Here is a 20,426-nt window from a genome sequence, read left to right on the forward strand (position 1 = left end):
TCGACACAAGAATCAGGACGCAAGTCCCAGTGCGCGTTTGACAGGCCCAAAGCTGCGCCGATGGTGTTCGGTCGCGCCGTGTTCAGCCAGTTTTTCCAGATGAAAAGCGGTTGGATACCCTTTGTGTTGGGCAAAACCATATTGCGGGAAAACAATATCCAGCGCTGCCATTTCGGCGTCACGCGTCACTTTCGCCAGGATAGACGCGGCACTGATTTCCGGTACGCGGCTATCGCCTTTCACCACAGCCATCGAAGGCATCGGTAATTTCGGGCAGCGGTTACCATCAATCAACACATATTCCGGCGCAATATGCAGTCCAGCGACGGCACGCTGCATCGCCAGCATGGTCGCATGTAAAATATTCAGTTCGTCGATTTCGTGAGGTTCCGCGCGGCCCAGACTCCAGCTCAACGCTTTCTCTTTGATCTCTTCACAGAGCACCAGACGGCGTTTTTCGCTCAGCTTTTTGGAATCATTCAGCCCGGCAATTGGGCGCGCCGGGTCAAGGATCACCGCAGCGGTGACGACCGCGCCAACTAACGGCCCGCGTCCGACTTCATCCACACCCGCAACCAGCTGCGTGTGCGGATAGACAAATTCGATCATTGTGCTAACTCCAGAACGGCTTGTGCCGCCTGCTCATCGGCATTGCAGCGGATCTGCTGATGCAGCTCGCGGAAGGTGTCGTGCATCGCATGGCTGGTTTTCCCGTTCGCCAACAGCGGTAACAGCGCCGCAGCCAATTTTTGCGGCTCACACTCTTCCTGCAATAACTCTTTGACTAACTCTCTGCCCGCCAGCAGATTTGGCAGCGAGACATAATCAGTTTTCACCAGTCGCTTCGCCAGCCAGAAGGTGAAAGGCTTCATGCGATATCCCACTACCATCGGGCATTTAGCCAGCATACACTCCAGTGCTGCCGTACCCGACGCCAGTAGCGCCGCATCACTGGCGACCATCGCCTCACGGCCCATTCCATCCAGCAAATGAACCGACAGGTCTGGCGCGACTGCAGCTTTGATGCGTTCAAACTGCTCGCGGCGTTTGGCATTCACCAGCGGCACCACGATTTCGAGATCCGGATATGTCTGGCGCAAAAGCTGGGCCGTTTTCAGGAAATCGGCACTAAGCATTTCGACTTCTGCACCACGGCTGCCCGGCAACAATGCCAGACAGTGGGCATCGTAAGGGATCCCCAGCACATCACGGGCACCATTTTTATCTGGATCTAATGGCATGGCATCAGCCATGGTATGACCGATAAAGCGGCACGGTACGTTGTATTTGTCATAAAACGCTTTTTCGAAAGGCAGAAATGCGAGCACCAGATCGGTGGCTCTGCCTATTTTGAAAACGCGTTTCTGTCGCCACGCCCAGACGGACGGACTGACGTAATGAATGGTTTTGATACCCTGCTTTTTGAGGTTACCTTCAAGAGTAATATTGAAGTCAGGCGCATCAATACCAACAAAAACATCTGGCTTCAGTTCGCCAAAACGCTTTGTCAGATCGGCACGAATATGTAGTAAGCGACGCAGACGACCGAGCACTTCAACAATGCCCATCACTGCCAGTTCTTCCATTTCGTACCAGGCTTCGCAGCCTTCAGCCTGCATTCGTGGCCCGGCAACACCAACAAAGCGGGCGTTGGGCACACGTTCTTTCAGAGCGCGGATTAAACCGGCCCCCAGGATATCGCCGGAGGTTTCTCCGGCGACCAGGGCAATCGTTAATGGACGCTGTTCAGTCATTAACGAATCAGACCGCGCGTTGAGCGTGCAAAGAAATCGGTAAAGGCTTTCACTTCCGGATATGTTTCCGCCAGTTCAGCAATTTCCGGTTTCACTTCATCGAGCGTTTTACCGCTACGATAAATCAGCTTATACGCATTGCGGATAGCGGTAATCGCCTCACGGCTGAATCCGCGGCGCTTCAGCCCTTCGATATTGACACCGAACGGCGTTGCGTGGTTACCCTGCGCAATGACATAAGGAGGGACGTCCTGCGCCACACCGGAGCAGCCGCCAACCATCACATGCGCACCAATGATGCAGAACTGATGGACTGCGGTCATGCCGCCGATGATCGCGAAGTCGTCAACCGATACGTGACCCGCCAGCGTTGCGTTGTTGGCGAGGATGCAGCGGTTACCTACCGTACAATCGTGCGCAATGTGCGCATTGATCATCAGTAAGTTGTCGCTGCCCACCTTCGTCAATCCACCGCCCTGGACTGTGCCACGATGAATGGTGACGCTTTCGCGAATGCGGTTACGATCGCCGATTTCCACGCGGGTCGGTTCGCCAGCATATTTCAGATCCTGGTTAACTTCGCCGATGGAGGCGAACTGATAAATCTCATTATCGCGGCCAATTTTAGTATGACCATTCACGACAACGTGAGATTTCAGTACGGTACCCTCACCAATTTCGACATGGGGTCCAACGATACAAAAAGGACCAATGTGAGCGTTCGCGCCAATCGACGCGCCCTCTTCCACAATGGCGGTTGGATGCACAAAGGCGGATTTATCAATCACGTATCAGGCCTCCCGGCTACGAGCACACATCATCGTTGCTTCGCAAACTACTTTACCGTCGACCAGAGCAACCCCTTTAAAACGGGTCAGGCCGCGGCGCGTTTTTTCGAAAGTGACTTCCATGATCATTTGATCGCCAGGCACGACCGGGCGCTTGAAGCGCGCTTCGTCAATACCAGCGAAGTAGTACAGCTCACCCGGTTCCAGTTTTCCTACGCTTTTAAACGCCAGAATACCTGTTGCCTGTGCCATTGCTTCCAGAATCAGCACACCCGGGAAAATCGGTTTTCCAGGGAAATGGCCCTGGAAGAATGGCTCATTGACAGAGACATTTTTTACTGCGCGCAGAAAACGACCTTCTTCAAAATCCAGCACGCGATCCACCAGTAAGAACGGGAAACGGTGCGGCAGAAGTTCTAAAATCTCTTCAATCTGCAGAGTATGAGTGTTAGTAGTCAAGATACTCTTCCTGTCAAAATATAAGAAACGACAATAATAACACGGCCTGCCGCAATCGTAAGAATGAGACAGGCCGTAAAGTTTGGCGAACAAAAGATGGAACGTTAGTCTTGTTGATTAACCTTGCGCTCAAGCGATTTCAGACGCTTGCTCATGTCATCAATGTTCATCACCAGTGCAGCGGTTTTGCGCCAGACTTTGTTGGGTTGCAGCGGAATGCCTGAGGAATAGACGCCTGGTTCAGTGATGGGACGCATCACCATACCCATGCCCGTAACCGTCACTTTGTCGCATATTTCCATATGCCCGTTGATTACGCTGGCTCCGCCGATCATGCAGTAACGACCAATTTTCAGGCTGCCCGCCATAATGACGCCACCGGCAACTGCCGTATTGTCGCCAATCACGACGTTATGTGCAATCTGGCACTGGTTATCAATGATCACACCATTGCCAATAACAGTGTCATCCAGCGCGCCACGATCAATGGTAGTGCAGGCACCGATCTCCACGCGATCGCCAATAATTACGCGACCAATCTGTGGGATCTTCACCCAGTTACCACGATCGTTGGCATAACCAAAGCCGTCTGCGCCTACCACTGTTCCGGACTGGATCAGACAATTCTGACCGATCTGGATCTCATGGTAAATGGTTACGTTCGCCCAGAGACGCGAACCTGCACCGATTTTGCTGTTTTTACCTACGAAGCAACCGGCACCGATAATCACGTTATCGCCCAGTTCAACGCCAGACTCAATCACCGCGTTAGCGCCAATCGATACGTTGTTACCCAGCTTCGCTGTCTCGTCAATCACCGCACTGGGTGCAATGTTCTGCGCGGGCTTCGGCGTGGTATCTAAAATTTGCGCCATGCGCGCGTAAGTCAGGTAGGGATTCTTCACTACCAGCGCGGCACTTTTCGCGAAAGGAAGATCGTCCTGGGTCATGACAACCGCGGACGCCTGGCACAAGCCTAAATGCTCACGGTATTTGGGGTTAACCATGAACGTAATGTGACCTGTTTGTGCAGATTGCATGGACGCAACGCCGGTGATGACGATATCGCCATCACCGTGTAGTTCTGCATCCAACTGCTGCGCTAAATCAGCCAGTCGAATTGAAGGCATTACTTATTTAACCTGTTTCAGTACGTCGGCAGTGATGTCTTTTACATCGCTGCTGTTGTAAGCAACGGCATTTGCATCAACAACCAGATCGATATCCTGGCTGTTGGCAACGGATTTCACAGCAGTCTGGATACGAGTAACCAGTTTGCCGCGTTCTTCGTTGGAACGACGTGCGCGATCCTGCTCAAAAGCCTGCGCTTTCTGAGCAAAAGTCTGGCGCTGAGCCATCACGTCTTTTTCCAGCTTAGTGCGATCGCTGCCCGCTTTCATGGACTGCAGCTTTTTCATTTTAGCCTGCAGATCGGTTTCCATACGCTGCAGTTCGCTGGCACGGCCTTTGAACTCGTTTTCCAGCGTGTTAGAAACACCGGTTTTCTGCGCTACCTGCTGGAACAGGCTGCCCATATTGACGATTGCAATTTTGTCAGCCGCCTGAGCAGAAGTTGCCAGTGCTAAACCGAGACCTGCAGCTAATAACCACTTTTTCACAATAAACTCCTTACCATCCCATTTGCACCGGAGGGTGCAGTTCTTTGCGTGGCCCGGCGATCTTATATTGATCGCCTAAAGTCATCGCTACACTACCACTACATTCCTTTGTGGAGAACACTTACCAGGTTTTACCGATGTTAAACTGGAACTGTTCTGCCTTGTCTCCATCGTACTTTTTGAACGGCTGGGCGTAGGAGAACACCAACGGCCCCAATGGGGACATCCATTGTAATGCGATACCCGCAGACATACGGATATTGCTTGGATCACTATAGTCCGGATATCCAGAATATTGGCTGGAATCCCAGTTTGTATCCCAAACGGTACCCATATCCCAGAAGAAGGAAGTACGAACCGAGTTAGCATACTTATCGCTAATAAACGGCGTCGGGGTGATGAACTCGAGGCTGGCAACCGCCATGGCGTTACCGCCTACAGCATCATCCGATTTACACAGATCTTTCGCGCCGTCCTGAGTCGCACATTCGTAATCATAGTCCGGATCATAATTACTGGCCTGATGCGGGAAGTAAACTGCTTTCGGACCAATGGTATTGGACTGGAAGCCACGCACGGTGCTGGAACCACCGGCATAGAAGTTCTCATAGAACGGCATCTCTTTGCCGCCTAAACCATCACCATAACCCCAGCGGGTACGACCCAGAACAACCCATTTGTGATCGTCATCAATCGGCACATAAGTCGCCGTGTCTAACGTCACTTTGTAGTATTCGTTATCCGATCCCGGAATGGTCACTTTACCGGTCAGGTTGACACGTGAACCATCTGTCGGGAAGTAACCACGGTCAAGCTTGTTATAGGTCCAACCATAGTTGAACGTGAAGTCGTCCGTTTTGAAGCTGTTATCCTGATCAGAGGTGCTCGGATGTTCACCCATAGAGTACAGATAACGCCACATCGCAACCTGAGGCTGCATGTTGGACAGGGAGTTATGTACATAACCCAGACCTGCACGCAGCGAGTTATATTCGTTGATCGGGAAGCCCAACGTCACGTCTGTACCATAACTCTTGTTGGTATAGTCGGACAGGTCGGCGTCATCTGCCTGGAAGTCATTATAGAAGAGACGACCACCGAGGCTTACACCATCTACGGTGAAGTACGGGTTGGTTACCGACAGTTCAGCATAGGTCTGGTAATCGTTTTTGGTCCCGTTGATACCAACAGCATAACCTGTACCTAACCAGTTATCCTGTTGCACGCCAGCCTGGAAGCTCACGCCACTTTCAGTACCGTAACCAATCCCGAAGTTGAAGCTACCAGTGTTACGTTCTTTCACCTTGTAAACTACATCAACCTGATCCGGGCTCCCCGGAACACGTTGGGTATCGGTATCGACAGTTTCAAAGAAGCCCAGACGGTTCAGACGCTCCTTACCCTGATCGACCAGATCGCTCCCCAGCCATGCACCTTCCATCTGACGCATTTCGCGACGCAGGACGGCATCTTTCGAGGTATCGTTACCTTCAAAACGGATCTTACGCACATAGAAACGGTTACCCGCATCAACGTTCACGCGTAATTTAACGGTTTTGTCGGCATCGTTAATTTCAGGCATCGACTGTACGCGCGGATAGGCATAACCATAGCGACCAAGAAGCTTTTTAATGTCATCTTCCATTTTGGTCACTTTGGTGCCGTTATACAGCTCGCCCGGCTCGATCTTAGTCAGTTGCTCAATTTCAGCGGAGTGCCCGGCAAGATTGCCGCTAACTTCAACGCCAGAAAGCTTGTACTGATCGCCTTCGGTGATGTTCACCGTGACGTAAATACCTTTTTTATCTGGCGTCAGACTGACCTGGGTAGAATCGATGTTGAAACGGGCATAACCGCGATCCAGATAGTAACTGCGCAGGGTTTCAAGGTCGCCCGCCAGTTTCTGTTTCTGGTATTTACGATCGCCTACCACGTTCCACCACGGCACTTCGTCACGCAGTTGGAAATGAGAGATCAGTTCATCGGTGGTGAAAGCATGGTTACCAACAATGTTAATTTGCTGGATTTCAGCTGACACACCTTCCTGGAACACCAGTTTTAGGTCAACACGGTTGCGCGGCAGCGGGGTCACGACAGCTTTAACGCTGGCGCTATATTTACCGACGCTGTAGTAGAAGTCTTCCAGACCTTTCTCGATATCGGCAATGGTGGTGCGATCGAGGGATTCGCCCACACGCACACCAGAAGCCTCGAGGTTTTGCTTCAGCATGTCATCTTTCACCGATTTGTTACCGGAGAAAGTAATGCTGGCAATGGTCGGACGTTCTTTTACCTGAACCAGAAGGGTATCACCATCACGAAGGACGCGAACATCCTCAAAGTTGCCGGTAGCAAACAGAGCGCGAATGGTATTACTGATATCTTCATCATTAACCGTGTCGCCTGTGCGCACCGGCATACTGAGGAGGGCCGCACCAACGGCGACACGCTGAAGGCCTTCGAAATGAATATCTTTCACTACGAACCCTTCAGCACCGTATACGGTGGCGCTGCTAAACAGCAGCGACGCTATGAGCAACTTTTTCATCGCCATCGTTATTATGCGTTCTTCCTAACTAACTCTCATAACCGAGAGAAATCATTGAAAAGTGCAAGCCCCATTAACAGCACCAGCAGAATCGAGCCAATGCGATAACAAAAGTCTTGAACCCGCTCGGATACCGGTCCGCCCTTGATCTTTTCGATCGCAAGGAACAGCAGATGCCCCCCGTCAAGTACGGGCAACGGAAACAGGTTAATTATCCCTAAGTTCACGCTAATAAGCGCAAGAAACGGCAGGTAATAAACTACCCCGAGTTCCGCTGTCATCCCAGCCCCCTTGGCGATAGAGATCGGCCCACTGAGGTTGTTCAGTTTCACATCACCGGTGATCAATTTTCCCAGCATACTGACCGTCAGCTTCATCAACTGCCACGTTTTGTCCGTGGCTTCGACGATAGCGTTGAACGGCCCATACTGGCGTACAACTTTATACTCATCTGGCAAAGGAATGACTTTCGGCTCAATACCGACAAAACCAATCGCTTTACCCTTACCCGGTTTACTCTCCGGGATTAATGTCAAAGACAAGGGACTCCCCTGCCTTTCGATTTCTAACGCTAAGGATTTACCCGGGTTATCCCGGACAAGCATCACAAAGGTCACCCACTGCGTTAAGGGCTGACCATCGACTTTAACGATCCTGTCGCCTGCTTGCAAACCTGCCTTGCTTGCCGCCGAGTTTGGCTGCACATTTTCCAGTACAGGTTCAATTTGCGGCCCACGAGGACGAATCCCCAACGAAGATACCGGATCTTCTTTATCAGGCTCAAACGCCCAGTGACGTAAATCGAGCTTTACATCCCGCCGTTGGTCGCTGCCAAATGGCGCTACCGTAATGGTGGTGCTTTCATCGCCAATTTTATCGACCAACTGCAAACGCACGGCATCCCAATCAGGCGTTTCGATACCATCTACGGCTTTTAGTTCCGTACCTGGTGCAATTTGTGCTTCCGCAGCTATCGAATTGGCTGCTATTTCACCAACCACCGGACGTACGCCAGGCACACCAATAATAAAAACCAGCCAGTAGGCAAAGATAGCAAAAATGAAGTTTGCAACCGGACCTGCGGCAATAATCGCCGCTCGTTGGCCGACAGATTTATTATTGAAGGCATGGTGGCGGAGTTCCGGAACGACCGGTTCTGCGCGCTCATCCAGCATTTTGACATAACCGCCCAACGGGATCAGGGCGATAACATATTCGGTGCCGAGCTTATCAGTTCGCCGCCAGAGCGCCTTACCAAACCCTATTGAGAAACGCTCAACGCGAACACCACAACGCCGGGCAACCCAGAAATGACCAAATTCATGCACGGTGATAAGTACACCCAGTGCAACGATGAACGAAGCCAAATCCCAGAGAAAACTCAGCATATTACCTTCCGTTAAAGCGTCCTGAATACCAGTAACAACAAGCAAGCAAAGACCGGTACCGCAGCCGTCAGGCTATCAATACGATCTAAAATACCACCGTGTCCTGGAATTAAATGACCGCTGTCCTTAATTCCTGCTTCACGCTTAAACATACTTTCGGTCAGATCGCCGAGCACTGAGGCTAACGCTGCGACAATAGAGCAAATGAGTAAGGTGACGGGAGCGACGTCGAGATTCACCCACATGCCATAACCCCATGAGATTACCGCTGCGGTCACTAGTCCACCGATAAAGCCTTGCCAGGTTTTACCCGGAGAAACCTTCGGTGCTAGTTTATGTTTACCAAACAATTTGCCAAACATATATGCGCCAGAGTCAGCGCCCCATACCAGGATCATGACATAGAGCAGCCATATTGCGCCACTGTAATGATTCTCGTCGTAGTGCCAGGCCCGTAACGCCAGCATGCCCCAGAAGAAGGGAACAATGGTTAGCACGCCAAAAATAATGCGCAATGTTTTAGAGTTACGCCAGATTGCTGCGGAACCTGGGTAAAACAGCACCAGCAATAGCGCGACAATCCACCAACCCAGCGAAGCCCAAAGTGAGATTTCAACCAGCGGTTGATGAATATTTCGGTGATATTCCGGCAACAGAAAAAGCATCAGCGCCAACAATAACCCGCATAACACCGCCAACCATACTCGCTGCGAACGAGTGGTAAAACCGCTAAGCTGTCCCCATTCCCACGCTGCCAGCATACAGACCACCAGCGTTACAATGGCGAACCCCACCGGCGGCAACAGAAACAACGCCGCGATGACGACGGGTATTAACACAAAAGCAGATATCAGGCGATACTTCAGCAAAAGCGACCCCCATCAGGCTGTTTCATCACCGGGCTCGGTGCCGCCGAAACGACGCTCTCGATTAGCAAAGGCATTTAACGCCCCTTCAAAGTCTTGTTCATCGAAATCGGGCCAGAGAACATCTGTAAAGTAAAGTTCGGCATAGGCAATTTGCCAAAGCAAAAAGTTACTAATGCGATGCTCCCCCCCAGTCCTAATTACTAAATCTACAGGGGCCAGTTCATGCATACAGACATGCTGGTTTAGCATCTCTTCATCTATCTGATCTGGTTGCAGGTTTCCTTGCTGCACCTTTTCAGCCAGTTGCCTGACTCCCTGGACTATATCCCAACGTCCACCGTAGTTCGCCGCAATATTCAGCGTCAGACCGGTATTCCCGGCTGTTAGCGCTTCAGATTTACGAATACGTTCTTGCAAACGCGAGTTAAAGCGACTGGTATCGCCAATAATACGCAGACGCACGTTATGTCGGTGCAGACTTTTTACTTCGCTATCTAGCGCCCACACAAACAGTTCCATTAACGCACTGACTTCCTGCGCTGGTCGGTTCCAGTTTTCACTACTAAAGGCATACAGCGTTAACGCCTCAATACCGTTGTTGGCCGCAAAAGAGACAGCCCGGCGGACGGATTTTGCCCCGGCTTTATGCCCAAAGGCACGAATCTTCCCTTGCTTTTTTGCCCAGCGACCATTGCCGTCCATAATGATCGCAACATGACGACAGCCATGCGCTGGCAATTTTTCGCTAAGTGGTTGAGTAGCAGACAACATCACGCGTTTCTTATTCCCTGACAGGGTTTACGGTACTCAGGAATACTGAAGCCTATACAAAAAAAAGCCGTGTAAAACCACGGCATACCTGACCTTATAAAGCCAACTACTTACGATCAGATGGCGCAGACTATATCACTGAAGCCCTACGCTAACAAATAGCGCGACTCTCTGTAGCCGGATTATCCTCAGCTTGCGAGACGCATCACCTCTTTTCTGGCGACTTCACGCGCGTTCGCATCAACAGATAACACATCATCCACACATTGTGGTTCGCGCATATCCATTTTTTCCAGTACGGATAAATTCAACGCGGCGATATCCGTAAAGCGGATTTGTTGCGCAAGAAAAGCAGCCACGGTGATTTCGTTTGCGGCATTCAATGCTGTCGTCGCTGCCTGGCCTTGTTCGAACGCCTCCATCGCCAGTTTCAGGCATGGATAACGATCATAATCCGGTGCGGCAAATGTCAACGCACTTAGTTTGCAAAAATCGAGCGGCTTCACGCCAGAGTTCACGCGATTCGGCCATGCCATGGTGTGGGCAATTGGCGTACGCATATCCGGTTCCCCCAGCTGCGCCAGAACACTGCCGTCCTGATAGCGCACCATTGAGTGAATCACTGACTGCGGGTGAATCAGCACTTCCATCTGGCTGGCGCTGGCGTTAAACAGCCAACGCGCTTCAATGTATTCCAGACCTTTGTTCATCATGGTAGCCGAATCGACAGAAATTTTACGTCCCATCGACCAGTTCGGATGACGGCAGGCTTGATCGGGCGTCATTGTTGCCAAATCGCGCAATGGCGTCTCACGGAAAGGGCCACCAGACCCGGTAAGTAAAATGGACACCACGCCATTTTGCTCAAGGTCAGCGTATCCCAGATTATGCTGGATAGGTTGCGGTAAACTCTGAAAAATGGCGTTATGTTCGCTATCGACCGGTAACAATTGCGCTTTGCTCTGCTTTACGGCGTCCATAAACAGACGTCCGCAGGTAACCAGTGATTCTTTATTGGCCAGCAAAATGGTTTTACCCGCGCGGATCGCAGCAAGCGTAGGTAACAGCCCAGCAGCGCCAACAATGGCTGCCATCACCTGATCAACATCCTCAAGCGCTGCCATATCGCAAGCGGCTTGTTGCCCACTTAAGACTTCGGTGCGGCTACCCTGTTGCTGTAGCATCGTTTTAAGAAGTTTCGCACTCGCTTCATCGTCCATTACAGCATAGCGGGGAGAGAATTCCAGGCACTGTTCTACCATGCGAGCGACATTTTTGCCTGCCACCAGCGCAACTACGCGGAAGTGTTCGGGATTATGGCGCACCACGTCCAGCGTGCTGCAACCAATCGAGCCGGTCGAGCCCAGAATGGTGAGTTGCTTCATGAAACATCCAGAGTTGAGACAGAATAAAAAGCAAAACGCCGCCAGCCGATCCGCAAGGATCTACTGAGCGGCGTTTTTGTCGTTCAAGAAATCAGAACTGCATCAGTTCTGCTTCTTTGTCTGCCAGCGCCGCTTCAATTTTCTTGATTGCAGCATCAGTCAGTTTCTGTACATCGTCCTGAGAACGGCGATCGTCGTCTTCGCTGATCTCTTTATCTTTCAACAGTGCTTTCACTTTGTCGTTCGCGTCACGACGCACATTACGTACTGCAACACGCGCTTGTTCTGCTTCACCACGAACGATTTTGGTCAGATCTTTACGACGTTCTTCCGTCAGCGGCGGCAGCGGAACACGGATGTCGCTACCCGCAGAGTTCGGGTTCAGGCCAAGATCGGACGCCATAATCGCTTTTTCAACGGCCGGAGACATTGAACGATCAAACACGTTGATTTTCAGAGTACGGGAATCTTCTACCGTTACGCTTGCCAGCTGACGCAGCGGCGTCGGCGTGCCGTAATATTCCACGACAATGCCATCCAGCAGGCTGGGAGAAGCACGACCCGTGCGTATTTTGCTGATTTGGGTTTTGAACGCTTCTACGCATTTATCCATGCGTACTTCAGCATCTTTTCTGATATCGCTAATCACGTTACGAATCCTTGAAAACTTGTCTCAGTCAGACCAGACAGTCACACACAGTGGAAGTGTGCTAAGTATAGCCCTGATTAAACATATTACGGGTAAGATCCCCCGCGATACTTACGCGGAATCTTACCCTTATTTATCCATCACGGGAATTATTCCGTGATTAAAGTCCCTTCTTTTTCACCCATTACCACACGGCGCAGCGCACCCGGTTTGTTCATGTTGAAAACACGAATCGGTAATTTATGGTCACGAGCAAGCGTGAAGGCCGCCAGGTCCATGACTTTCAGCTCTTTTTCCAGCACTTCGCTGTAAGTCAGTTGCTCGTACATGGTTGCGGTTGGATCTTTCGCCGGATCAGCAGTAAACACGCCGTCAACTTTGGTTGCTTTCAGCACCACATCGGCTTCAATTTCGATACCACGCAGGCAAGCTGCTGAGTCGGTGGTAAAGAACGGGTTACCTGTACCGGCGGAGAGGATCACCACACGGTTGTTGCGCAACAGGCTGATAGCTTCTGCCCAGCTGTAGCTGTCGCACACGCCATTCAATGGAATAGCGGACATCAGACGAGCGTTCACATAGGCGCGGTGCAGTGCATCACGCATTGCCAGGCCGTTCATTACGGTCGCCAGCATCCCCATGTGGTCGCCCACAACGCGGTTCATACCCGCTTTCGCCAGACCAGCGCCACGGAACAGGTTACCCCCACCAATCACCACACCAACCTGAATACCCAGTTCAACCAGTTCTTTGATTTCCTGAGCCATGCGATCCAGTATGCTTGCATCAATACCGAAGCCTTCAGTGCCCTGCAGAGCTTCGCCACTCAACTTAAGCAGAATGCGTTTATAGACGGGTTTTGCATTGGTAGCCATGTTTCTTTCCTGAGACTGTCAACGATTGAAATGAATTAATACTAGCGACATTGTACGTCGCTTTTCAGCGCAGCCCCACAAGGGTTAGCTGAATTTACAAGATGGGCACAAAAAGAAGCCGCCCTCAGGCGGCTCCTTTTCGATAATTAAGACTGCTTGGACATCGCAGCAACTTCTGCTGCAAAGTCAGTCTCAACTTTCTCGATGCCTTCACCCACTTCGAAGCGGATGAAGCCAGTCACTTCAGCGTTATGCTCTTTCAGCAGCTGACCAACAGTTTTGCTTGGTTCCATAACGAACGGCTGACCGGTCAGAGAAACTTCGCCGGTGAATTTCTTCATGCGGCCTTCAACCATTTTCTCTGCGATTTCTTTCGGCTTACCAGACTGCATCGCGATATCCAGCTGTACCTGGTATTCTTTTTCTACCACTTCAGCGGATACGTCTTCTGGTTTGATGAATTCTGGCTTGCTTGCAGCAACGTGCATAGCGATGTGTTTAACCAGCTCTTCGTCAGCGCCTTTAGCAGCAACCAGAACACCGATACGCGCACCGTGCTGATAAGAACCCAGAACGTCGCCTTCCAGCGCAGCAACGCGGCGAATGTTGATGTTTTCACCAATTTTCGCTACCAGCGCAACACGTTCTTCTTCGAACTGTGCTTTCAGTACTTCAACGTCAGTGATTTTGCCAGCAACAGCTGCGTCCAGAACTTTGTCTGCGAACGCCTGGAAACCAGCGTCTTTTGCAACGAAGTCAGTCTGGCAGTTAACTTCCAGAATGATGCCGTAGTTGCCGTCGATTTTGGTTTTGATCACGCCGTCAGCAGCAACGTTGCCTGCTTTTTTCGCTGCTTTAATAGCACCGGACTTACGCATGTTTTCGATTGCCAGCTCGATGTCGCCGTTAGCTTCAGTCAGTGCTTTTTTGCAATCCATCATGCCTGCGCCAGTACGCTCACGCAGCTCTTTTACCAGGGATGCGGTAATTTCAGCCATTCTAAAATCCTCGGAGATGTGATCTGCCCGGCATTAAACCGCACAGATATAAAAGTGAAAAAGGGGGCCATATGCAGGCCCCCTAACCAAACGTGTACTACCTGGTCTATAAGGGCTCGTACGAGCGTGCCTTATTACTCAGCTTCTACGAAGCTTTCTTCCGCCTGGGAAGCCAGATCCTGAGAACGGCCTTCACGTACGGTTGCAGCAACAGCGCCCAGGTACAGGGTCACAGCACGGATTGCGTCGTCGTTACCCGGGATAACGAAGTCAACACCGTCCGGATCAGAGTTGGTATCAACGATAGCAAATACCGGAATACCCAGGTTGTTTGCCTCTTTGATAGCAATGTGTTCGTGGTCAGCATCGATTACAAACAGAGCGTCCGGCAGACCGCCCATGTCTTTGATACCGCCCAGGCTGTTTTCCAGTTTCTCCAGCTCACGAGTGCGCATCAGCGCTTCTTTCTTGGTCAGCTTGTCGAAAGTACCGTCCTGAGACTGAGTTTCCAGGTCTTTCAGACGTTTGATGGACTGACGAACGGTTTTCCAGTTAGTCAGCATACCGCCCAGCCAGCGATGGTTCACGAAGAACTGGTCGCAGCTCAGAGCAGCGTCTTTCACCGCTTCGCTTGCAGCACGTTTAGTACCAACGAAAAGGATTTTACCTTTGCGAGAAGCAATCTTGTTCAGTTCAGCCAGAGCTTCGTTGAACATCGGTACAGTTTTCTCAAGGTTGATGATGTGAACTTTGTTACGCGCACCGAAGATGAACGGCTTCATTTTCGGGTTCCAGTAACGGGTCTGGTGACCGAAGTGAACACCAGCCTTGAGCATGTCGCGCATGGAAACAGTTGCCATGATTAAAACCTCTATATAAAAGTTGGGGTTATGCCTCCACGTATCCCATATTACCGACCCCAAAGGGCACCCCGGAATATGTGCCGATACGTGTGTGTTGTTACACAAAGTGAGATTGTCGCTTCCGTCCAGTCTGTGTATACGAAATGGATCGGAAGTCCGGCGCGCTTTATACCACAAATACGTCGTGGACACCAATAATTGTTGGCGCTGTGTACAGCATCAGACGTTGAATTTTCTATTATAGAAAACCTTCAGTGGCACGTTTGGCGAAATTCAGAATGATTCTCAATTTGCCCGGGTGTGATACCATTGACGGCACTTACATATATATTGTCGGTATCACCGACGCTGATGGACAGAATTAATGGCTATCTCAATCAAGACCCCAGAAGATATCGAAAAAATGCGCGTCGCTGGCCGACTGGCTGCCGAAGTGCTGGAGATGATCGAACCGTATGTTAAACCGGGCGTCAGCACCGGCGAGCTGGATCGCATCTGTAATGATTACATTGTTAATGAACAACACGCGGTTTCTGCCTGCCTCGGCTATCACGGCTATCCGAAATCCGTTTGCATCTCTATTAATGAAGTGGTGTGCCACGGTATCCCGGACGACGCCAAGCTGCTGAAAGATGGCGATATCGTTAACATTGATGTCACCGTAATCAAAGATGGTTTCCACGGCGATACCTCGAAAATGTTTATCGTCGGTAAGCCGACCATCATGGGCGAACGTCTGTGCCGCATCACGCAAGAAAGCCTGTACCTGGCGCTACGCATGGTAAAACCTGGCATTAATCTGCGCGAAATCGGTGCGGCAATTCAGAAATTTGTCGAAGCAGAAGGCTTCTCCGTCGTTCGTGAATATTGTGGACACGGTATTGGTCGCGGCTTCCACGAAGAACCGCAGGTGCTGCACTATGACTCCCGTGAAACCAACGTCGTGCTGAAACCGGGGATGACGTTCACCATCGAGCCAATGGTCAACGCGGGTAAAAAAGAGATCCGCACCATGAAAGATGGCTGGACGGTAAAAACCAAAGATCGCAGCTTGTCTGCACAATATGAGCATACTATTGTGGTGACTGATAACGGCTGCGAAATTCTGACGCTACGCAAGGATGACACCATCCCGGCGATAATCTCGCACGACGAATAAAATGAAGCCGGCGAATGCCGGCTTTTTTAATGCAATAATTTAATCTTATGGGTGGCGCACAATGAATACCCTTCCAGAACAGTACGCAAACACCGCTCTCCCCACCCTGTCCGGTCAACCGCAAAATCCATGCGCCTGGCCCCGTGATGAATTAACCGTCGGTGGGATAAAAGCCCATATCGATACTTTCCAGCGTTGGCTGGGTGATGCCTTTGACAATGGTATCTCCGCAGAACAGTTGATTGAGGCGCGTACCGAGTTTATCGACCAGCTTCTTCAACGATTATGGATTGAAGCGGGATTCAGCCAGATTGCCGACCTGGCATTGGTCGCCGTCGGTGGCTACGGTCGTGGCGAGCTGCATCCACTTTCTGACATCGATTTACTGATTTTAAGCCGTAAAAAGCTCCCGGACGATCAGGCGCAAAAAGTGGGCGAGCTGTTAACACTGCTCTGGGATGTAAAGCTGGAAGTAGGTCATAGCGTGCGCACGCTTGAAGAGTGCATGCTGGAAGGGTTATCGGATTTAACCGTCGCCACCAATTTAATCGAATCCCGCTTATTAATTGGCGATGTTGCGCTGTTCCTCGAACTGCAAAAACATATTTTTAGCGAAGGATTCTGGCCTTCCGACAAGTTCTACGCGGCGAAAGTTGAAGAACAGAACCAGCGCCATCAGCGTTACCACGGCACCAGCTACAACCTTGAACCAGACATCAAAAGTAGCCCCGGCGGCTTGCGCGATATCCACACTCTGCAATGGGTGGCCCGCCGTCATTTTGGAGCAACATCGCTGGATGAAATGGTAGGGTTTGGCTTCTTAACCTCTGCGGAGAGAGCGGAATTAAACGAATGCCTGCATATATTGTGGCGCATTCGCTTTGCCCTGCATCTGGTCGTCAGTCGTTACGATAATCGCCTGTTATTCGATCGCCAGCTTAGCGTCGCCCAGCGTTTGAATTACAGTGGTGAAGGTAACGAACCGGTCGAGCGGATGATGAAGGATTACTTCCGCGTTACACGCCGCGTCAGTGAACTCAACCAGATGCTGCTGCAACTGTTCGATGAAGCCATCCTCGCCCTTCCCGCCGACGAAAAACCACGTCCAATCGACGATGAGTTTCAGCTACGCGGAACGCTGATCGACCTGCGTGATGAAACACTATTTATGCGCCAGCCGGAAGCCATCTTGCGTATGTTCTACACCATGGTGCGCAACAGTGCGATCACCGGCATTTACTCCACCACGCTACGCCAGTTACGCCACGCCCGTCGCCATCTGCAACAACCTCTGTGTAATATTCCGGAAGCGCGAAAACTGTTTTTGAGCATTCTGCGTCACCCCGGAGCGGTGCGGCGCGGGCTATTGCCAATGCATCGCCATAGCGTGCTCGGCGCGTATATGCCGCAATGGTCGCATATCGTCGGGCAGATGCAGTTTGACCTGTTCCATGCCTACACGGTGGATGAACATACTATCCGCGTGATGCTGAAACTGGAGAGTTTTGCCAGTGAAGAAACGCGCCAGCGCCATCCGTTGTGTGTGGACGTCTGGCCGCGCCTGCCGTCAACTGAGCTGATTTTCATCGCCGCGCTGTTTCACGATATCGCCAAAGGACGCGGCGGCGACCACTCCATTCTCGGTGCTCAGGATGTAGTGCATTTTGCCGAACTCCACGGGCTGAACTCACGCGAAACACAGCTGGTCGCATGGCTGGTTCGCCAGCACTTGCTGATGTCGGTGACCGCTCAGCGCCGCGATATTCAGGACCCGGAAGTCATCAAGCAATTTGCCGAAGAAGTTCAAACGGAAAATCGTCTGCGCTATCTGGTATGCCTGACAGTGGCTGACATTTGCGCCACCAACGAAACACTGTGGAATAGCTGGAAGCAAAGTCTGTTGCGCGAACTCTATTTTGCCACCGAAAAGCAGCTACGACGCGGAATGCAAAACACGCCGGATATGCGCGAACGGGTTCGCCATCACCAACTCCAGGCGCTGGCACTACTGCGCATGGATAACATCGACGAAGAGGCGCTGCACCAAATTTGGTCACGCTGTCGCGCTAACTATTTTGTCCGCCATAGCCCAAATCAACTGGCCTGGCACGCACGCCATTTATTACAGCATGATTTAAGCAAACCGCTGGTACTGCTTAGCCCGCAGGCTACGCGTGGAGGCACCGAGATTTTTATCTGGAGCCCGGACCGCCCCTATCTGTTTGCCGCCGTCTGTGCCGAATTAGACCGCCGCAATTTAAGTGTTCACGACGCACAAATTTTCACCACTCGCGACGGTATGGCGATGGATACCTTTATAGTGCTGGAACCCGATGGTAGCCCGCTATCCGCAGATCGTCATGAGGTTATTCGGTTTGGTCTGGAGCAAGTACTGACACAAAGTAGCTGGCAGCCACCGCAGCCCCGTCGCCAACCCGCCAAATTGCGCCATTTTACTGTTGAAACCGAAGTGACGTTTTTGCCGACCCATACCGACCGCAAATCGTTCCTCGAACTGATCGCCCTCGACCAACCTGGACTGCTGGCGCGAGTCGGGAAAATTTTTGCCGATCTGGGAATTTCGCTTCATGGCGCCCGAATTACAACCATTGGCGAGCGAGTAGAAGATTTATTCATAATTGCCACCGCTGACCGGCGTGCGCTTAATAACGAGTTGCAGCAGGAAGTGCATCAGCGGTTGACAGAGGCCCTCAATCCAAACGATAAAGGGTGATGTGTTTACTGATATGAAAAGAGTTTAACAATGCAGCAGTTACAGAACATTATTGAAACCGCTTTTGAACGCCGTGCCGAGATCACGCCAGCCAATGCAGACACCGTTACCCGCGAAGCGGTAAATCAGGTGATCGCCCTGCTGGATTCCGGCGCACTGCGTGTAGCGGAAAAAATTGACGGTCAGTGGGTGACGCATCAGTGGTTGAAAAAAGCGGTGCTGCTCTCTTTCCGTATTAATGATAATCAGGTGATCGAAGGGGCAGAAAGCCGCTACTTCGACAAAGTGCCGATGAAATTCGCTAACTACGATGAAGCACGTTTCCAGAAAGAAGGCTTCCGCGTCGTGCCACCAGCGGCAGTGCGTCAGGGCGCGTTCATTGCCCGTAACACCGTGCTGATGCCGTCTTACGTCAACATCGGCGCATATGTTGATGAAGGCACCATGGTTGATACCTGGGCGACCGTCGGTTCCTGTGCGCAGATTGGTAAAAACGTCCACCTTTCCGGTGGCGTGGGTATCGGCGGCGTGCTGGAGCCGCTGCAGGCTAACCCGACCATTATTGAAGATAACTGCTTCATCGGCGCACGCTCTGAAGTGGTTGAAGGGGTGATTGTCGAAGAAGGTTCCGTCATCTCTATGGGCGTATACATTGGTCAGAGCACCCGTATTTATGACCGTGAAACCGGCGAAATCCACTACGGTCGCGTTCCGGCGGGGTCTGTGGTTGTTTCAGGTAATCTGCCGTCGAAAGATGGCAAATACAGCCTCTACTGTGCAGTTATCGTTAAGAAAGTTGACGCGAAAACTCGCGGTAAAGTTGGTATTAACGAACTGCTGCGTACCATCGACTAAAAGTATGTACACGGGCAGCACGACGCTGCCCGATTGCTTTCTGGCTCAGAATAATTCGTCCTACTCATTTTCCCCCTTTTTTTTAAATACTTTTTCATCTTGTTTCGGACTGTCATGTAATTCGCAAAATGAAGATAAATGTGCTAATCCATCCCATGGAATATCACCACAATAAAGCAGGTAATTTTTTGATTTTTACGCCATGATAGAAGTCTGGAAGAAAAAGGCTTTCTGCGATCACAGTCGAGCCGGGCGGGCCAGGCCAAATGCTAAAATAAGCACAATTTACTGACTCATTTTGAGGTAACACTATGTACGACAATCTGAAAAGTCTGGGTATTACCAATCCTGAAGAAATTGATCGTTACAGCCTCCGGCAGGAAGCCAACAACGATATTCTGAAAATCTATTTCCAGAAAGACAAAGGCGAGTTTTTCGCCAAGAGCGTGAAGTTTAAATACCCGCGTCAGCGTAAAACGGTCGTCGCTGATGGTGTGGGTCAGGGTTATAAAGAAGTCCAGGAAATTAGCCCGAATCTACGGTATATCATTGATGAGCTTGATCAAATCTGCCAGCGTGACCGCAGCGAAGTTGATCTTAAGCGTAAGATCCTCGACGACTTACGTCACCTGGAGTCAGTAGTAACCAATAAGATCAGCGAGATTGAAGCCGATCTGGAAAAACTGACGCGTAAATAATGCCATTCTGTGGG

The 20,426-nt window shown here is 51.0% G+C and carries 19 protein-coding genes; 4 read left to right on the top strand and 15 right to left on the bottom strand.

Features of this window, described 5'->3' with window-relative positions; translation table 11 throughout:
- Window positions 1–12: 12 nt before the first annotated feature.
- The 15 genes from rnhB to rpsB form a co-directional block, all read right to left on the bottom strand.
- Complete coding sequence (rnhB, locus tag EAS44_RS19680; RefSeq protein WP_000569434.1) at window positions 13–609, bottom strand: ribonuclease HII; 597 nt, start codon at window positions 607–609, stop codon at window positions 13–15.
- Window positions 606–1,754 (bottom strand): lipid-A-disaccharide synthase, encoded by a 1,149-nt coding sequence (lpxB, locus tag EAS44_RS19685; protein ID WP_000139678.1) that lies wholly within the window; start codon window positions 1,752–1,754, stop codon window positions 606–608. Before lpxB ends, rnhB begins: the two co-directional genes overlap by 4 nt.
- Window positions 1,754–2,542 (bottom strand): acyl-ACP--UDP-N-acetylglucosamine O-acyltransferase, encoded by a 789-nt coding sequence (lpxA, locus tag EAS44_RS19690; RefSeq protein ID WP_000565966.1) that lies wholly within the window; start codon window positions 2,540–2,542, stop codon window positions 1,754–1,756. The genes lpxB and lpxA overlap by 1 nt, the downstream gene beginning before the upstream one ends.
- Before the next feature lie 3 nt (window positions 2,543–2,545).
- Window positions 2,546–3,001, bottom strand: a complete 456-nt coding sequence (fabZ, locus tag EAS44_RS19695; RefSeq protein WP_000210739.1) for a 3-hydroxyacyl-ACP dehydratase FabZ — start codon at window positions 2,999–3,001, stop codon at window positions 2,546–2,548.
- Window positions 3,002–3,105: 104 nt separating this feature from the next.
- Window positions 3,106–4,131 carry a UDP-3-O-(3-hydroxymyristoyl)glucosamine N-acyltransferase gene (gene lpxD / locus EAS44_RS19700; RefSeq protein WP_001139272.1) on the bottom strand — a complete coding sequence of 342 codons (1,026 nt, stop codon included), beginning with the start codon at window positions 4,129–4,131 and terminating at the stop codon, window positions 3,106–3,108.
- 3 nt (window positions 4,132–4,134) lie between these two features.
- Window positions 4,135–4,620, bottom strand: coding sequence for a molecular chaperone Skp (gene skp / locus EAS44_RS19705; RefSeq protein ID WP_000758956.1), 486 nt, complete (start codon window positions 4,618–4,620; stop codon window positions 4,135–4,137).
- 121 nt (window positions 4,621–4,741) lie between these two features.
- Window positions 4,742–7,174 carry an outer membrane protein assembly factor BamA gene (bamA, locus tag EAS44_RS19710; RefSeq protein ID WP_001240896.1) on the bottom strand — a complete coding sequence of 811 codons (2,433 nt, stop codon included), beginning with the start codon at window positions 7,172–7,174 and terminating at the stop codon, window positions 4,742–4,744.
- Window positions 7,175–7,203: 29 nt separating this feature from the next.
- Window positions 7,204–8,556 carry a sigma E protease regulator RseP gene (rseP, locus tag EAS44_RS19715; RefSeq protein WP_001298422.1) on the bottom strand — a complete coding sequence of 451 codons (1,353 nt, stop codon included), beginning with the start codon at window positions 8,554–8,556 and terminating at the stop codon, window positions 7,204–7,206.
- 11 nt (window positions 8,557–8,567) lie between these two features.
- Entirely contained in the window at window positions 8,568–9,425 is an 858-nt protein-coding gene (gene cdsA / locus EAS44_RS19720) for a phosphatidate cytidylyltransferase (RefSeq protein ID WP_000922441.1), read from the bottom strand.
- A gap of 12 nt (window positions 9,426–9,437) precedes the next feature.
- Complete coding sequence (ispU, locus tag EAS44_RS19725) at window positions 9,438–10,196, bottom strand: (2E,6E)-farnesyl-diphosphate-specific ditrans,polycis-undecaprenyl-diphosphate synthase (RefSeq protein ID WP_001295562.1); 759 nt, start codon at window positions 10,194–10,196, stop codon at window positions 9,438–9,440.
- 188 nt (window positions 10,197–10,384) lie between these two features.
- Window positions 10,385–11,581 (bottom strand): 1-deoxy-D-xylulose-5-phosphate reductoisomerase, encoded by a 1,197-nt coding sequence (gene ispC / locus EAS44_RS19730; RefSeq protein ID WP_000811911.1) that lies wholly within the window; start codon window positions 11,579–11,581, stop codon window positions 10,385–10,387.
- Window positions 11,582–11,672: 91 nt separating this feature from the next.
- Window positions 11,673–12,230 (bottom strand): ribosome recycling factor, encoded by a 558-nt coding sequence (frr, locus tag EAS44_RS19735; protein ID WP_000622418.1) that lies wholly within the window; start codon window positions 12,228–12,230, stop codon window positions 11,673–11,675.
- A 149-nt stretch (window positions 12,231–12,379) separates the two neighbouring features.
- Window positions 12,380–13,105, bottom strand: coding sequence for a UMP kinase (gene pyrH / locus EAS44_RS19740; RefSeq protein WP_000224573.1), 726 nt, complete (start codon window positions 13,103–13,105; stop codon window positions 12,380–12,382).
- A 146-nt stretch (window positions 13,106–13,251) separates the two neighbouring features.
- Window positions 13,252–14,103: a translation elongation factor Ts gene (gene tsf / locus EAS44_RS19745; protein WP_000818114.1), complete on the bottom strand. Its 852-nt coding sequence runs from the start codon at window positions 14,101–14,103 to the stop codon at window positions 13,252–13,254.
- A gap of 134 nt (window positions 14,104–14,237) precedes the next feature.
- On the bottom strand, window positions 14,238–14,963 hold the full coding sequence (gene rpsB, locus EAS44_RS19750) for a 30S ribosomal protein S2 (protein ID WP_000246882.1): 726 nt from the start codon (window positions 14,961–14,963) through the stop codon (window positions 14,238–14,240).
- 367 nt (window positions 14,964–15,330) lie between these two features.
- Here rpsB and map point away from each other — a divergent pair, with 367 nt between their 5' ends.
- The 4 genes from map to yaeH all read left to right on the top strand — a co-directional run bounded on the left by map (window position 15,331) and on the right by yaeH (window position 20,412).
- Complete coding sequence (map, locus tag EAS44_RS19755; protein ID WP_001018194.1) at window positions 15,331–16,125, top strand: type I methionyl aminopeptidase; 795 nt, start codon at window positions 15,331–15,333, stop codon at window positions 16,123–16,125.
- Between the two features lie 61 nt (window positions 16,126–16,186).
- Window positions 16,187–18,859 carry a bifunctional uridylyltransferase/uridylyl-removing protein GlnD gene (gene glnD, locus EAS44_RS19760; protein ID WP_001094597.1) on the top strand — a complete coding sequence of 891 codons (2,673 nt, stop codon included), beginning with the start codon at window positions 16,187–16,189 and terminating at the stop codon, window positions 18,857–18,859.
- A gap of 30 nt (window positions 18,860–18,889) precedes the next feature.
- Window positions 18,890–19,714, top strand: a complete 825-nt coding sequence (gene dapD, locus EAS44_RS19765; RefSeq protein ID WP_001186656.1) for a 2,3,4,5-tetrahydropyridine-2,6-dicarboxylate N-succinyltransferase — start codon at window positions 18,890–18,892, stop codon at window positions 19,712–19,714.
- Between the two features lie 311 nt (window positions 19,715–20,025).
- On the top strand, window positions 20,026–20,412 hold the full coding sequence (gene yaeH, locus EAS44_RS19770; RefSeq protein ID WP_000272188.1) for a DUF3461 family protein: 387 nt from the start codon (window positions 20,026–20,028) through the stop codon (window positions 20,410–20,412).
- The last annotated feature ends 14 nt before the right edge of the window (window positions 20,413–20,426 follow it).

Source organism: Escherichia coli DSM 30083 = JCM 1649 = ATCC 11775 (assembly GCF_003697165.2).
Taxonomy (GTDB): Bacteria; Pseudomonadota; Gammaproteobacteria; order Enterobacterales; family Enterobacteriaceae; genus Escherichia; species Escherichia coli.

Bases quoted from the DNA above. Each gene is read 5' to 3' on its own strand.
- rseP (WP_001298422.1), bottom strand. From the start codon at position 8,556: ATGCTGAGTTTTCTCTGGGATTTGGCTTCGTTCATCGTTGCACTGGGT.
- glnD (WP_001094597.1), top strand. From the start codon at position 16,187: ATGAATACCCTTCCAGAACAGTACGCAAACACCGCTCTCCCCACCCTG.
- ispU (WP_001295562.1), bottom strand. From the start codon at position 10,196: ATGTTGTCTGCTACTCAACCACTTAGCGAAAAATTGCCAGCGCATGGC.
- pyrH (WP_000224573.1), bottom strand. From the start codon at position 13,105: ATGGCTACCAATGCAAAACCCGTCTATAAACGCATTCTGCTTAAGTTG.
- ispC (WP_000811911.1), bottom strand. From the start codon at position 11,581: ATGAAGCAACTCACCATTCTGGGCTCGACCGGCTCGATTGGTTGCAGC.
- dapD (WP_001186656.1), top strand. From the start codon at position 18,890: ATGCAGCAGTTACAGAACATTATTGAAACCGCTTTTGAACGCCGTGCC.
- rnhB (WP_000569434.1), bottom strand. From the start codon at position 609: ATGATCGAATTTGTCTATCCGCACACGCAGCTGGTTGCGGGTGTGGAT.
- yaeH (WP_000272188.1), top strand. From the start codon at position 20,026: ATGTACGACAATCTGAAAAGTCTGGGTATTACCAATCCTGAAGAAATT.
- rpsB (WP_000246882.1), bottom strand. From the start codon at position 14,963: ATGGCAACTGTTTCCATGCGCGACATGCTCAAGGCTGGTGTTCACTTC.
- map (WP_001018194.1), top strand. From the start codon at position 15,331: ATGGCTATCTCAATCAAGACCCCAGAAGATATCGAAAAAATGCGCGTC.
- lpxB (WP_000139678.1), bottom strand. From the start codon at position 1,754: ATGACTGAACAGCGTCCATTAACGATTGCCCTGGTCGCCGGAGAAACC.
- bamA (WP_001240896.1), bottom strand. From the start codon at position 7,174: ATGGCGATGAAAAAGTTGCTCATAGCGTCGCTGCTGTTTAGCAGCGCC.
- tsf (WP_000818114.1), bottom strand. From the start codon at position 14,103: ATGGCTGAAATTACCGCATCCCTGGTAAAAGAGCTGCGTGAGCGTACT.
- lpxD (WP_001139272.1), bottom strand. From the start codon at position 4,131: ATGCCTTCAATTCGACTGGCTGATTTAGCGCAGCAGTTGGATGCAGAA.